At 44.6% G+C, this 13,561-nt stretch carries 13 protein-coding genes; 6 read left to right on the top strand and 7 right to left on the bottom strand.

Going from position 1 to position 13,561, the window contains the following annotated elements:
• Position 1 precedes the first annotated feature (1 nt).
• From tmk to apbC, 6 genes are read right to left on the bottom strand one after another with little or no spacing between them, the layout of a single operon-like run.
• Positions 2-646 (bottom strand): dTMP kinase, encoded by a 645-nt coding sequence (tmk, locus tag JMA39_RS11430; RefSeq protein ID WP_202722002.1) that lies wholly within the window; start codon positions 644-646, stop codon positions 2-4.
• Positions 643-1,650, bottom strand: a complete 1,008-nt coding sequence (gene mltG, locus JMA39_RS11425; RefSeq protein WP_202722001.1) for an endolytic transglycosylase MltG — start codon at positions 1,648-1,650, stop codon at positions 643-645. The genes tmk and mltG overlap by 4 nt, the downstream gene beginning before the upstream one ends.
• Complete coding sequence (gene pabC / locus JMA39_RS11420; protein WP_202722000.1) at positions 1,647-2,549, bottom strand: aminodeoxychorismate lyase; 903 nt, start codon at positions 2,547-2,549, stop codon at positions 1,647-1,649. The genes mltG and pabC overlap by 4 nt, the downstream gene beginning before the upstream one ends.
• On the bottom strand, positions 2,549-3,133 hold the full coding sequence (dcd, locus tag JMA39_RS11415; RefSeq protein ID WP_202721999.1) for a dCTP deaminase: 585 nt from the start codon (positions 3,131-3,133) through the stop codon (positions 2,549-2,551). The genes pabC and dcd overlap by 1 nt, the downstream gene beginning before the upstream one ends.
• Positions 3,134-3,166: 33 nt before the next feature.
• The gene (gene udk, locus JMA39_RS11410) at positions 3,167-3,805 is read right to left on the bottom strand and encodes a uridine kinase (RefSeq protein WP_202721998.1); all 639 of its coding nucleotides are present in this window, start codon (positions 3,803-3,805) and stop codon (positions 3,167-3,169) included.
• A gap of 11 nt (positions 3,806-3,816) precedes the next feature.
• Positions 3,817-4,932: an iron-sulfur cluster carrier protein ApbC gene (apbC, locus tag JMA39_RS11405; RefSeq protein WP_202721997.1), complete on the bottom strand. Its 1,116-nt coding sequence runs from the start codon at positions 4,930-4,932 to the stop codon at positions 3,817-3,819.
• Between the two features lie 160 nt (positions 4,933-5,092).
• On the opposite strand from apbC, the gene metG reads away from it, so the two are divergent.
• Positions 5,093-7,132, top strand: a complete 2,040-nt coding sequence (metG, locus tag JMA39_RS11400; RefSeq protein ID WP_202721996.1) for a methionine--tRNA ligase — start codon at positions 5,093-5,095, stop codon at positions 7,130-7,132.
• 155 nt (positions 7,133-7,287) lie between these two features.
• On the opposite strand, the gene JMA39_RS11395 is transcribed toward metG, so the two are convergent.
• Entirely contained in the window at positions 7,288-8,040 is a 753-nt protein-coding gene (locus JMA39_RS11395) for a Nif3-like dinuclear metal center hexameric protein (protein WP_202721995.1), read from the bottom strand.
• A 248-nt stretch (positions 8,041-8,288) separates the two neighbouring features.
• On the opposite strand from JMA39_RS11395, the gene JMA39_RS11390 reads away from it, so the two are divergent.
• From JMA39_RS11390 to ilvN, 5 genes are all read left to right on the top strand, one after another.
• A complete protein-coding gene (locus JMA39_RS11390; RefSeq protein ID WP_202721994.1) occupies positions 8,289-8,633 on the top strand; it encodes a hypothetical protein in 345 nt (114 codons plus the stop codon).
• A gap of 266 nt (positions 8,634-8,899) precedes the next feature.
• Complete coding sequence (locus tag JMA39_RS11385) at positions 8,900-9,238, top strand: DUF5335 family protein (protein WP_202721993.1); 339 nt, start codon at positions 8,900-8,902, stop codon at positions 9,236-9,238.
• A gap of 424 nt (positions 9,239-9,662) precedes the next feature.
• Complete coding sequence (locus JMA39_RS11380) at positions 9,663-10,889, top strand: multidrug effflux MFS transporter (protein WP_202721992.1); 1,227 nt, start codon at positions 9,663-9,665, stop codon at positions 10,887-10,889.
• Between the two features lie 413 nt (positions 10,890-11,302).
• A complete protein-coding gene (locus JMA39_RS11375; RefSeq protein ID WP_202721991.1) occupies positions 11,303-13,024 on the top strand; it encodes an acetolactate synthase 3 large subunit in 1,722 nt (573 codons plus the stop codon).
• Positions 13,024-13,518: an acetolactate synthase small subunit gene (gene ilvN, locus JMA39_RS11370; protein ID WP_202721990.1), complete on the top strand. Its 495-nt coding sequence runs from the start codon at positions 13,024-13,026 to the stop codon at positions 13,516-13,518. Before JMA39_RS11375 ends, ilvN begins: the two co-directional genes overlap by 1 nt.
• Positions 13,519-13,561: the final 43 nt, after the last annotated feature.

Raw genomic sequence — 13,561 nt, 5'->3', positions numbered from 1 at the left:
ATTACCAACTCTGCTCTTGAAGGATTGCGATAATATCTTTATGTACCTGCGCCATCGTTTGGCTTGCATCGACAATCTTAATAGAGTCATCGGCATCGGCAAATGACAAGAAAGTTGCCCGTGCACGATTAAAGAAATCGATCTCCTGCTGCTCAATACGATCCAACTCACCACGACGGGCGGCGCGCTCGAGACCAAGTTTAGGGTCGATATCTAAGTACAGGGTTAAGTCTGGTTTAAAACCTTTTAAGGTTGCATCACTGATAGCAGAAACTAGCGGCATCAAGTTTCGCCCACCGCCTTGATAAGCAAGCGAAGACAAGTTATGTCTATCGCCGAGTACCCACTCGCCGTTGGCTAAGGCAGGTTTGATCACATTTGCCACAAGCTGCGCTCTAGCGGCATAAAATAACAGACATTCAGCTTCATCGCACAATGGGTCAGTTTCATTGGCAATCTTAACCAGATCACGCATCTGCTCCGCAAGCGGCGTGCCACCAGGCTCCCGGGTGCAGATAGGGGCTTTGCCTGTATGCTTCTCGATAAAGTCTCTAACAAGCGCGATGGCGCTAGATTTCCCAGCTCCCTCTAGCCCTTCGATAACGATAAACTTGGCTGACTGAACTGCTTGTGATTGTGTATTCATCGATTTCTCTGGTATTTGTTCACTGCGCGATTATGCTCGTTCAGTGTTCTTGAAAAAACATGGCTGCCATCATTTCGTGAAACGAAATAAATATAATCGACATCCGCAGGATGCGCAGCGGCCTGAATCGCCGCTAAACTCGGTGCGGCAATCGGCGTTGGTGGCAATCCATTAATTCTGTATGTATTAAAGGCCGTGGTTTCACGTAGGTCTTTGCGGGTAATATTGCCTTTATATCTATCCCCCATGCCATAGATCACAGTGGGGTCTGTTTGCAGACGCATCCCTTTACGCAAACGGTTAACAAAAACCGCGGCAATCCAAGGGCGCTCGCTCGCTTTTCCCGTCTCTTTTTCGATAATAGACGCTAAGATAAGCAGCTCATAGGCCGACTTCAGTGGTAAATCTTTTTGGCGACCCTGCCAGGCTTTATCGAGCTCAGCTTGCATCTTAAGATAGCTTTCATTGAGTAAAGCTTTTTCACTGCTGCCTGCACGATAGTGGTAAGTGTCAGGAAAGAACTTACCTTCAGCAAGACCCGACTCATCACCATTAGCACGTAATACTTCAATAAAGACCTCCTCTTGCTGAGTCAGTCTTGGCTGCAGATCCAGAACCTGACGCCACTCTTTCACCGTTTGCCCCTCTAACAAGGTCACGCCGAAAGATTTCTCTCTTCCGTTAATGATTTTTTCTAGCAAACTGTTAACGGTATCCTTTGGCGTAACATCGTAAAGGCCTGAACGGATATTGGCTAACTCAGGTTTTAAGCGAACCAACCATTTTAATTTCCAGCCCTCATCGATCAGCTTCTCTGATTCTAAAACAGCAATAAACTGGCTAAAGGTGGTGCCGCGTTTAATATCTAGCTCCTGAGAAGCCGTTATCTTAATCGGTTGTTCGCCATATGCCTGTAGCGTGTTATATCCCCAATATGCGCCAACGGCAGCTAAAGTTAATAGCGTAAAAAGCGTTGCGAAAAGACCTATTATTGCTTTTTTCATAATGTCAGACAGAGATGTTCTCTTATTCTAGAAGTCCAAGATGCACGGCTAAAACGCCTATCAGCGATAGCCACAACATCAACGAGCCCAAATAGGCTATTGGTTATAAATACATGCTTAGCATCTGCTAGCATGCTGTGATGAAAGTCGGTGATCTGGACGCTATATCCCATCTGTAGTAGTTGATGGATAACTTGTTCGCGCATCATGCCAGCCACTCCGGCAAAGCTGATTCGCGGCGTTATAATTATCTTGTCCACCACAAAAAATATATTTGCCATCGATGACTCGATGACATTGTTATCAGAGTCCAGCACGAGCCAATCTTGGTTTCCCTCAGCTAACTCCACAGACTTGATCAGTACCTGCTCTAAGCGATTACAGTGCTTAATTCCTGCAAGCTTAGGCTGTCGACCTAACCGAATATCAGCAAGAGCGAGACTAACCCCCTGTTGCTGCCACTGTTTGTAGTAAGTCGGTAATGGATGTACAGAGACAATCTCTGTAGTATTGAGTGGCGTTGAAACTTGAGAACTCGATACCGGCTTATCATTGATTTGCTGGATGCTTTCGTTATCGAGAATTATTGCTGGATTGTGCCTAACAACGGCAGCACCATAGCCTCGACCGCCTACTCCGCGCGTCAGCACTATTTTGATACAAGCATTGGGGTTAGTCTTGGCTAAAGCGCTAAGTTGCTGTTTCAAATCGCTCGATGGTTGCCACTGGAAACCAAGACGATAAGCGCCTTGAGTAAGACGCTCAAAATGGGTGTTTAAGAATTGGATCTCGCCTTGATGTACTCGCATCGTCGCGAATAAACCATCACCATAAGCCAATCCCCTATCGAGAGGATTAACACTATTATCGGGCTGTCCATCGACCCAAACTTGTGTCATTAGCTATCCTGGCTAATCCGGCTAGCAACCGCTTCTTGTTGATCCTTATATTTAGCGCTTTCACGCTTGTTATAAGGTCTCGCAACAGCATGTGCTAAACGCTCAAAGTTAAGTGCGCCAATGGTCATATTAGGTTTTAGTGCCAAGGGTAATTTACCATTGTTATAAAACTCTAACACGATCTTACCTTGCCAACCGGGGTCGATACGGTGAGCCGTAACGTGTACCATCAAGCCCAAACGGGCCAGTGATGAGCGGCCGTCGAGCCATCCGACGATATCAGCAGGTAGAGTCACGGTTTCATGAGTGATAGATAGCGCCAATTCTCCTGGATGCAGGAAAAAAGAATCACCCTCTTCGATAACGATGGTTTCACTCATCACGCGATCTAATGCCTCTTGCACTTCGGTGCTCGGGCCACTCAAATCGATATAAGGGGCGGTGTGATCTTTAAAGACTCTAAATTGATTGCCTAACTTAACATCGACACTCACACCACTGATCGCCTCTGCCGCAGGGCGAGGCTCCATAATGATTGTACCGTTGTCTAAACACGCTTCAATTTCGATATCAGTTAAACGCATGATCGCTAGAGTCCCTTATATTGATAAGTGATCTTATTTTGCCAATAAGTGCTGTATACGCGCCTTTAGGATATCGGTAGCGATACGGTTCTTACCACCACGCGGCACGATGATATCGGCATACTGCTTCGATGGCTCGATGAACTGTAAAAACATCGGACGTACCGTCTCAGTGTACTGTGACATGACCGACTCCATTGTTCTACCACGTTCAGCAACGTCACGAGAAAGTCGACGCATAAAGCAGATATCCAGAGGTGTATCCATAAATACAGACGCGTCCATCTCTTTACGCAGAGCCGGATCGGTTAGTAACAAAATACCTTCTAGAATAATGACTTTCTTTGGTGTTAGAGTCACTTTCTCATCGGTACGAGTGTGTTCGTTATAGCTGTAAACAGGAATATCAACTGCGTTACCCGCTTTAAGCTCACGCAAATGACTGCATAACAACTCATGATCCAAGGCTTTTGGATGGTCGTAGTTTGTCAATATACGCTGATCCATCGACAGATGACCTTGATCGCGATAATACGCATCTTCTGCAATCACGCCAATTTGATCTGTACCTAGGTCACGGCAAAGTTCTTCATAAATCGTCTTAGCGATAAGACTCTTACCCGATGCCGATGCACCCGCAATACCAATAACAACACAATCTTTAGAGTTCATTAAACTAACCTTTATTCGTCATCAGACATGCTGATTGATACTTTTGGCTGCGCTTGACATAGTGCAAGCTGAGCCCCAACTTTTCTAGCGATTTCACGATAAATCCCAGCAACTTGGCTAGACTCATCGGCTACAACTGTAGGTGTGCCTTTATCCACATCTTCGCGAATGTTTAACTGCAGAGGCAATTGGCCTAAGAGTGGTACATTGTAGCGAGTTGCCATTTTCTGCCCCCCCTCTGCACCGAATGGGTGATCTTTATGGCCACACTCTGGGCATAGGTGGAAACTCATGTTCTCCACGATGCCTAAAACTGGGATGTTCACTTTTTGGAACATGCTTACGCCTTTCTTTGCATCGGCTAGCGCGATATCTTGTGGGGTGGTGACAATCACCGCGCCGCTAACAGGTACTTTTTGCGAAAGCGTCAATTGGATATCACCAGTTCCAGGTGGCATATCGATAACGAGGTAATCAAGCTCTGGCCACTCAGTTTCAGTGAGTAACTGTACTAAAGCGCCTGCGGCCATCGGGCCACGCCAGACTGCGGCTTGGTCGCCATCCAACATAAAGCCAATAGACTGCGCCGCGATACCGTGAGCCGGAGCAAAGGTCATGATCTTGCCATCTGGAGAGACAGGCTTGAAATCTTCCACACCCAACATCATCGGAATCGATGGGCCGTAGATATCTGCATCCAAAATACCAACACTGGCTCCCTCTGCCGCCAAAGCTAAGGCTAGGTTAACCGCAGTGGTCGACTTACCTACACCGCCTTTACCTGAGGCAACAGCAATCACTTGCTTAATGTTAGGTAGCGGCTCTACTGCACTAATTGCTGAGACCGTGTCTGGTTGGAAGTCAATTTCGCATTCAACTTCATCAATGGCATCCAATACCGCTAACTCTTTTGTCACGGCCATTACGATGTCGCGATATTGAGTTTGGCAAGGGTATGAGTAGCATAACCCCAGCTGTAGTCGCTTACCTTCAATTGCCAGTTTAGTGACCATTCCTGCGCTTAACAGGCTTTTATTCAGATACGTGTCTTGAAAAGTATCGAGAATCGCTAATACAGAGCTGAGAAGATCATCATCGAGATGATAATTTGGATGTGTTGAAGACAAAATACGGACCCCCTAAATATAATTTGCGCAATTGTACCAGATATTCTGGCAAACATTAGTCTAGATTTAATCCACTTGTGCGAGCTTTTGATGAAACTATGCATTGGATCGGTTAGTATCTATGCCATTCCAATTAGGTTCCCAGCGATTTTGAGAAAAGATGGCAAATTCACAACGTAAAATCCTAGTCACAAGTGCACTTCCGTATGCTAATGGTCCAATCCATTTGGGTCATATGCTTGAGTATATTCAAACTGATATCTGGTCACGTTTTCAAAAACTACGTGGACACGAATGTCACTACATCTGCGCTGACGATGCTCATGGCACGCCGATCATGCTTAAAGCACAGCAGTTGGGGATTACTCCTGAAGAGATGATCGCTCAAGTTCAAAAAGAACATGAGAAGGATTTTGCCGACTTCAATATTCAGTTCGATAACTTCCATAGCACTCACAGTGATGAAAACCGTGAGCTTGCTAGCCAGATTTATATTAAGTTACGCGACGCCGGCTACATCAAGACTAAAACAATTTCTCAGCTATTTGACCCTGAAAAGTCGATGTTCCTACCTGACCGTTTCGTTAAAGGTACTTGCCCACGCTGTAAGTCTGAAGACCAATATGGCGATAACTGTGATAACTGCGGTGCAACATATAGCACGACTGATTTAATCAATCCTAAATCAGCTGTATCTGGCGCAACACCTGTGATGAAAGATACTGAGCACTTCTTCTTTGACCTGCCTGCATTTGAAGGCATGTTAAAAGAGTGGATTAACTCAGGTTCTCTGCAACAAGAGATGGCTAACAAGTTAGGTGAGTGGTTCGAGCAAGGCCTACAGCAGTGGGACATCTCACGTGATTCGCCTTACTTCGGCTTTGAAATACCAGATGCACCAGGTAAGTTCTTCTACGTATGGCTAGATGCGCCAATCGGCTATATGGGCTCATTTAAGAACCTATGTGACAAGCGTGACGATCTCAATTTTGATGAATTCTGGAACAAGGATTCGACAGCTGAGGTTTACCACTTCATCGGTAAAGATATCGTTTACTTCCACAGTCTATTCTGGCCAGCAATGCTTGACGGTGCAGGTCTGCGTAAACCAACAAGTGTTTATGCTCACGGCTATGTCACTGTTAACGGCGCTAAGATGTCAAAGTCTAAAGGCACCTTTATCAAGGCGCGTACTTACCTAGATAACCTAGACCCTGAGTACTTACGTTACTACTACGCCGCCAAGCTGAGCAGCAGAATTGACGATCTGGACTTGAATCTTGAAGATTTCGCCCAGCGCGTAAACTCTGACTTAGTTGGTAAACTGGTTAATCTCGCTTCTCGTACTGCAGGTTTTATCAGTAAGCGTTTCGATGGCAAGTTGGCTAAAATAGCCGATAACAGCCTAACAGAGAGCTTCTTAGCTAAACAAGAAACCATCGCTAACTTCTACGAGACCCGTGAATTCGGTAAAGCAATGCGTGAAGTGATGACCTTGGCAGACATTGCTAACGCCTATGTAGCAGATTCTGCTCCATGGCAGTTAATTAAAGATGACGCTAAGCAAGAAGAAGCACATCAGGTATGCAGTAATGCACTAAACCTGTTCCGTATTCTGGTGACTTATCTTAAGCCTGTACTACCAAAGCTTGCGCAAGATGTTGAAGCCTTCCTACAGATGGAACTTAAGTGGGATAACCTAGACATTGATCTTGCAGGTCATGAAATCGCTAAGTTTAAGGCGTTAATGCAACGTGTTGAGATGAAGAGTATCGAAGCGATTATCGAAGCTTCTAAAGAAAACCTTCAAGTTGCAGCAGAGCCTGAAGTGAAAAAAGAAGTTAAATCACCACTTGAGCAAGATCCAATTAGCGATGAGATCAGCTTCGATGATTTCGCCAAGATCGATCTTCGAATTGCTCGTATCGCTAAAGCTGAGCACGTAAAAGAGGCGAATAAGCTTTTGCGTCTTGAGCTAGATTTAGGCGGCGAAACTAAGCAAGTGTTTGCAGGTATTAAGTCTGCATATGCACCTGAAGACCTAGAAGGTAAGCTAACGGTAATGGTAGCAAACCTTGCACCGCGTCAGATGCGCTTTGGCGTATCTGAAGGTATGGTTCTTGCCGCAGGCCCTGGTGGAAAAGACTTGTGGATCATGGAGCCGCACGAAGGTGCTCAACCAGGTATGAAAGTAAAATAAACTGTTAAGCTTAACTTTTCGTTGAGACACTAAAAAGCCGCTTAATTTCATAAGCGGCTTTTTTATTGCCGTTCAGTTAATCAGAAATAGCACAACTTAACTTCGGCAAACAACTGTTCAAACAAGGCCATCGAACATAACCTGTTTAATTTAGACTAAACAGGATTTACGATATCAACAAAATGATGCTTAATGCCAAACTTATCGGCTAGGTGCTCACCTAACGCCTGAATACCATATAGCTCTGTCGCGTGATGACCAGCTGCATAGTACTGAATCCCCTGCTCTACGGCGCAGTGATAAGTGCGCTCAGAGACCTCTCCACTGATAAACGCATCGAACCCCATATTGGCCGCAATATCAATATAATCTTGCGCTCCCCCCGTGCACCAAGCAACGGTACTCACCACAGCATCACTATCACCGAGGTGTTGGCATTGGCGATTGAGTTTCGCTGAAATATGCTCATTAAAGCTTTTGGCCGATAAAGGCGTAGCGAGCCTTCCTTGCCACATTAAACCTTGTGCAACGTTCTCAATGCTCTCTGGCTCGACAATCTCTAATACTTTTGCCAGCTGCGCATTATTCCCCAATTCAGGGTGAGCATCTAACGGTAGGTGATAGCCAAATAAGCTAATATCGTTTACCAATAGGGCTTTAATACGCTTTTGTTTCATACCGACGATGATTTCAGGCTCACTTTTCCAGAAGAAACCATGATGAACCAAAATCGCATCGGCATTAAGCTCAACCGCCGCATCTATTAATGCCTGACATGCTGTTACCCCAGTAACAATGGTGCTGATCTCTGCCTTACCTTCGACCTGCAAACCGTTTGGTGCATAGTCTTTAAAATTAGAGAGTTGTAATAAGTTGGCCAAGTATTGGCCTAATTCGGTCCGAGTCATAAATCCACCGAGAGTAGCAAAAAACGTATTTTAACCTATTGTTAGTATAAATAGACAATTAACTCATAGATAAGACGCTGAGTGCATCTGCTTAAAAAGCACACCGATTTAACTCACTATTTACGCTAAAGTGCTCAAAACGTCATATAAATACAGCCAGTTCAGGCTAAAATTGGACTTTACAGTACATTAAACGATAAAATCAGTTCAAACCTTCAAGTACACACAAAAATAAACAGGTTATTATTATGTCTAAACTGACCAAAGAAGAAGTTATCAGCTCACTTGAGACTGCGCTAACTCAGCGTGATGGCCAAGCTGTTAAAATTGAACAGAAAGGTAGCTGGTACAAAATCGATGGCGGTAAATCTTTACGCTTTAGTGATTTGGAAGCGATGTTAGCTGAATTCGGTGGCGATAGCGCACCAGTTGAGGCTAAAGCCGAGAAAAAGGCTGTTGTAGCTAAACCTGCAGCTAAGAAAGCCCCAGCGAAAAAAGCAGCTAAGCCTGCAGCCAAAAGTGGTGGTAAAACACCAAAAGAACTCTGGCGTGAAAAGCTAGCCGGTAAAGGTCAACTTCCTCGCGGTTTCTAATCATCATTGATTAAGAGCTATCGTAGAGGCAAACCATTTGCCAACTTCGATTAATAAAAAACTCCGTCACTTTAGGGTAACGGAGTTTTTTATTATCTCAAGTCACTCAAAACTCACTTAGCTGGCAGCTACCATCTGATAGACAATACCGTCAGAGCCCTCCCCATGCCGATATCTTGCCCATAAAAGTATGCTGTACTATATTTATTGTGGCTTTTACAAGGCTATTAAAAAGACATGGTCAATTTCATTAGAGGACTAATTTTATGCAACAAACTAAGCAATTGCACCAAGCAGATTGGTTAGACCATTTTGTTACTTTCAGTAATGGTAATAAGGGTCGTATGATCACGATCGAAATGGTTGGACTGACCGTTGGAGATCAACCACTCGCTGACGCCTCTCCTCTATTAGCCATTGATTATGACCCAGTGAATAAGGGAGATAAGCTCACGATCAGTACGGGGACTAATTCTATCGATTACACCCATACCATCAGTGAGCCGAATAAAATATGGCAACAACAAGATGATAATGGCAAAGTGATTTCACTAGAAATTATTAACCAGACAAATACAAGCACGATAATTACTTTCAAATCTTAGTGCGTTCTAACCTTGTTTCCACACTAGCTTTTATTGATGACATTATCAGGCAATAATGAAGGCAGAACCAACTCGCTCACTATTGCCTGTATTAAGCCGAGTAACATGCATACTCATTAATCTTACAGCCTTACTTGACTACAGTTGCGTTTGCTTACAAATTGAAAAGCATACCCAATAAAAAATTAGCTTCTCACAATTGATTCTAGTGTGCAAAACGCTAATATGAACCTCTTGAGCAGCCGCAACAGAACACTTTTCAGCTCACCTCAAAATGATAAATTGATTTCTTCTCATCACTTATCGGCAATAAGTTATCAAAACTCATCCCCGTTAAAGCTTGGCTCTTTAATAGGTGTAAATTACAAGTTTCACTGTTCCATTTATTTTCAATAACAGGTTTTAGCACTAGGCAGAGGTTTCGTTGAACAACTCACCAAATTTCCAAACCACTGTTAAGTACCCATTTGGTGCCAGCTTAACATTACTAATCCCTATGCTATCCGCCATAGTCGCTATTACACCGCTTGCAATTGATATGTACCTGCCAGCAATGGCAACACTCGCTGTAAGTTTCAATACCGATATCACCTTAGTTCAACAATCACTTAGCCTTTACTTAGGTGGCTATGCATTAGGCATGCTCTGTTTTGGCCCTTTAGCCGATAGATTTGGTCGTAAACGACTAGTACTTCTGGGCTTAACGGGATTTATGTGTACCAGTTTGTCACTTGCTTTTGTCACCTCTATCGAAGCCTTCTTAAGTATTCGCTTTTTACAAGCTTTTATTGGCGCGGCCGCTACAGTGGTAGTGCCGGGATATATTAAAGAGTTATATGGTAAAAATACCGCTAAAGGTATGTCTTACGTCAGCCTTATTATGATGCTGGCGCCACTGATAGCCCCGAGTATCGGCAGCCTAATTTTAGAGCTCGGCGAATGGCAACTGATCTTTTTTATATTGGCACTCTATGCCTTTATTTTATTGGTGTTGGTTAGCCTTAAACTCAAGATGCCCAGTGATAAAGACAATAGCAACCGTAGCACTCAATCATTTTTGAGAGCCTACGCCACAGTGTTTACCAAAAAAGGCGTCAAGCTCAATATTGCCAGCGGCGTACTGACTTCATTTGCTTTTTTCTGTTATCTCACCGCTTCGCCTTTTGTGTATATGGAGGTATTTGCTCTAGATAAGTCACTGTTTGCGATTCTATTTAGCACCAACGTTGGTGCGTTAATGTTGGCTAACGTGGTTAACAGTAAGATTGTGGGCCGCTACGGCTCTAAACGTATGCTTAAGGTATCAACATTTTTTGGAGCTATCTCTGGTATTGCGCTGCTAAGCGTCAATCTGCTTGGGTTAAGCTATCACTTTACCGTTATGATGCTTCTGCCCCTTATGGCCTGCCTAGGGGTTATGTCGGTTAATGCCGATGCTATTGTATTGATGAAGTTTCAAAAGGAAACGGGTACGGCAACGGCAGTCATTGGAACATTACGTTTTGGTTTTGGTGCGTTAGCGGGCCCTTTACTCGCTCTGTTTTATACCGGAACCGCAGTGCCCTTCTCAGCACTAATGCTAACGGCGGTGTTGTTAGTGGCCCTGTGCCAGTTTCTAAGCCGTCATGAACCCGCTACGTTAGCAGAATAAGCAAGGTGTTTTATTGCGCAAGCATGTGGGTAGTCACAGTGACTCACATAGAGTACCCCGTAACTTGAAAGTGAGGCCAACCAGCTGCTTGCTATCACCATCTAGGTGAGTAAATTATTACTCACTCGTTAATTCCCCTCTGTTTTTACTCACTATTTTGTTAGCAATAATGAATTTTCTTCATTAAGAACAGTTTTTCCCTTAAAGCACTTGTAATAACTCAAGGGTTTTATATGATGAAACCACTCTCGTTTTCGAGTGTTTGCTGAGCAATTAGATTGCGCATTAATCTTTACCTTAGATTATCTGGCATTTCGTGAGCAAAGATTACCATCTGAGCTTAATTATTAGAGCGATTACCGTCGCTGTATCAAGATACTGCATACCGTAGCGGTAACTTAAGAGGAAGTACTATGGAGAAGTTATCAGGCGCCAGCATGGTTGTCCGTTCTCTTATTGATGAAGGTGTTAAACATATTTTTGGCTATCCAGGCGGTTCCGTACTGGATATCTATGATGCCCTGCACGAAAAATCTAATATCGAACATATCTTAGTCCGTCACGAGCAAGCTGCCGTTCATATGGCTGATGGCTATGCCCGTGCTACTGGCGAAGTCGGCGTTGTCTTAGTAACCTCTGGTCCCGGCGCAACCAATACGATTACCGGTATTGCCACCGCCTATATGGACTCAATCCCTTTGGTGGTGATCTCGGGGCAGGTTCCAAGCCACCTCATCGGTAATGATGCGTTTCAGGAGTGTGACATGATCGGTATTTCACGCCCTGTGGTTAAACACAGCTTCTTGGTGACCGATCCAAAAGATATTCCAGCCATTATCAAAAAAGCTTTCTATATCGCCTCTAGCGGTCGACCTGGACCAGTCGTAGTCGATGTCCCTAAAGATTGTATGAACCCTCAAGTTCTACATGATTATCAGTACCCTGAAGATATCAGCATGCGATCATACAACCCGACGACATCTGGTCATAAGGGGCAGATCCGCCGTGGTCTACAAGCGCTACTCAATGCTAAAAAGCCTGTACTCTATGTCGGTGGTGGAGCGGTGATCTCTGGTTGCGATGCGCAAATTCTAGCGTTATCAGAAAAGCTTGGGATCCCAGTTGTCAGTACCTTGATGGGCTTAGGTGCATTTCCGGGCACCCACAAAAATAGTGTCGGCATGTTAGGCATGCACGGTTGCTATGAAGCGAACATGACGATGCACAATAGCGACCTTATTTTCGGCATCGGTGTGAGATTTGATGATCGTACGACCAATAATGTCGAGAAGTACTGCCCGAACGCCAAGATCTTACATATTGATATCGACCCCTCTTCTATCTCAAAAACAATTAGAGTCGATATTCCTATCGTGGGCTCAGCAGAGAAAATCTTAGATGATATGCTCCAGCAAATTGAAGCCAACGATTTTGGCATCACAGATCCCGCCGCTAATGATGAGTGGTGGAGTGATATCGCCACATGGCGAGCTGTTGATAGCCTAAAATACTCTACTAATGACAAAAAGATTAAGCCACAGCAGGTCATCGAGGCACTACATAAACTCACTAACGGTGACGCCTATGTCGCATCCGATGTGGGTCAGCATCAGATGTTTGCAGCACTCTACTACCCCTTTAATAAACCTCGTCGCTGGATCAATTCCGGTGGCCTTGGCACCATGGGCTTTGGGTTACCAGCGGCTTTAGGTGTAAAGCTTGCAATGCCAGAGGAAACCGTCATCTGTGTGACCGGGGATGGCTCTATTCAGATGAATATTCAAGAGCTTTCTACTGCCCTACAATACGATATACCTGTGATTATCATTAACTTGAACAATCACTTCTTGGGCATGGTAAAGCAGTGGCAAGACATGATCTATGCAGGCCGTCATTCACAGTCCTATATGGACTCTGTGCCTGATTTTGCTAAAATTTCTGAGGCTTACGGTCATATTGGTATGACGATTAGCAACCCAGCCGAACTTGAGGCGGGTCTAGAGAAAGCCCTTAGTATCAAAGACAGACTGGTATTTATGGATATCCATGTCGATGAGACAGAGCACGTTCATCCGATGCAGATACGCGGTGGAGCAATGAACGAAATGTGGCTGAGCAAAACGGAGAAAAGCTAATGCGTCGGATTATATGTGTGTTACTTGAAAACCAGCCCGGCGCTCTTTCACGAGTTGTTGGACTGTTTTCTCAGCGTGGTTATAACATCGAAACCTTAACCGTTGCGCCGACTGAAGATATGACCCTGTCACGCTTAACGGTCACGGTCAATGCCGATGAATATGTCTTGGAGCAGATTGAGAAGCAACTGCATAAGCTGATTGATGTACTTAAGGTATCTAACATTACCGAGTCGGCACATGTGGAGCGGGAACTTGCACTCATCAAAGTCAAAGCCCACGGTGACAATCGTGAAGAAGTTAAGCGCTTGGCCGATATTTTCCGTGGCCAAATCGTCGATGTTACCCAAAGCCTTTATACGGTACAGCTAATCGGTACCAGTGAAAAACTCGATGCCTGTATCACAGCACTCGCAGACTTTACTAAGGTGGTTGAAATCTCACGCTCAGGAGTGGTGGGCTTAGCCCGCGGCGAGAAGGCGATGAAAGCTTAGAAAGTCCTCGCCATAACATAGCAAAAGGGAGCCAACTGGCTCC

Origin of the sequence: Shewanella schlegeliana (assembly GCF_016765635.1) — a bacterium.
GTDB lineage: Bacteria > Pseudomonadota > Gammaproteobacteria > Enterobacterales > Shewanellaceae > Shewanella > Shewanella schlegeliana.
Note: the sequence above shows the minus strand (reverse complement) of the source record. Positions and strands in the feature narration are given on the sequence as shown.

Bases quoted from the DNA above. Each gene is read 5' to 3' on its own strand.
- tmk (WP_202722002.1), bottom strand. From the start codon at position 646: ATGAATACACAATCACAAGCAGTTCAGTCAGCCAAGTTTATCGTTATC.
- mltG (WP_202722001.1), bottom strand. From the start codon at position 1,650: ATGAAAAAAGCAATAATAGGTCTTTTCGCAACGCTTTTTACGCTATTA.
- pabC (WP_202722000.1), bottom strand. From the start codon at position 2,549: ATGACACAAGTTTGGGTCGATGGACAGCCCGATAATAGTGTTAATCCT.
- dcd (WP_202721999.1), bottom strand. From the start codon at position 3,133: ATGCGTTTAACTGATATCGAAATTGAAGCGTGTTTAGACAACGGTACA.
- udk (WP_202721998.1), bottom strand. From the start codon at position 3,805: ATGAACTCTAAAGATTGTGTTGTTATTGGTATTGCGGGTGCATCGGCA.
- metG (WP_202721996.1), top strand. From the start codon at position 5,093: ATGGCAAATTCACAACGTAAAATCCTAGTCACAAGTGCACTTCCGTAT.
- JMA39_RS11395 (WP_202721995.1), bottom strand. From the start codon at position 8,040: ATGACTCGGACCGAATTAGGCCAATACTTGGCCAACTTATTACAACTC.
- JMA39_RS11390 (WP_202721994.1), top strand. From the start codon at position 8,289: ATGTCTAAACTGACCAAAGAAGAAGTTATCAGCTCACTTGAGACTGCG.
- JMA39_RS11385 (WP_202721993.1), top strand. From the start codon at position 8,900: ATGCAACAAACTAAGCAATTGCACCAAGCAGATTGGTTAGACCATTTT.
- JMA39_RS11375 (WP_202721991.1), top strand. From the start codon at position 11,303: ATGGAGAAGTTATCAGGCGCCAGCATGGTTGTCCGTTCTCTTATTGAT.
- ilvN (WP_202721990.1), top strand. From the start codon at position 13,024: ATGCGTCGGATTATATGTGTGTTACTTGAAAACCAGCCCGGCGCTCTT.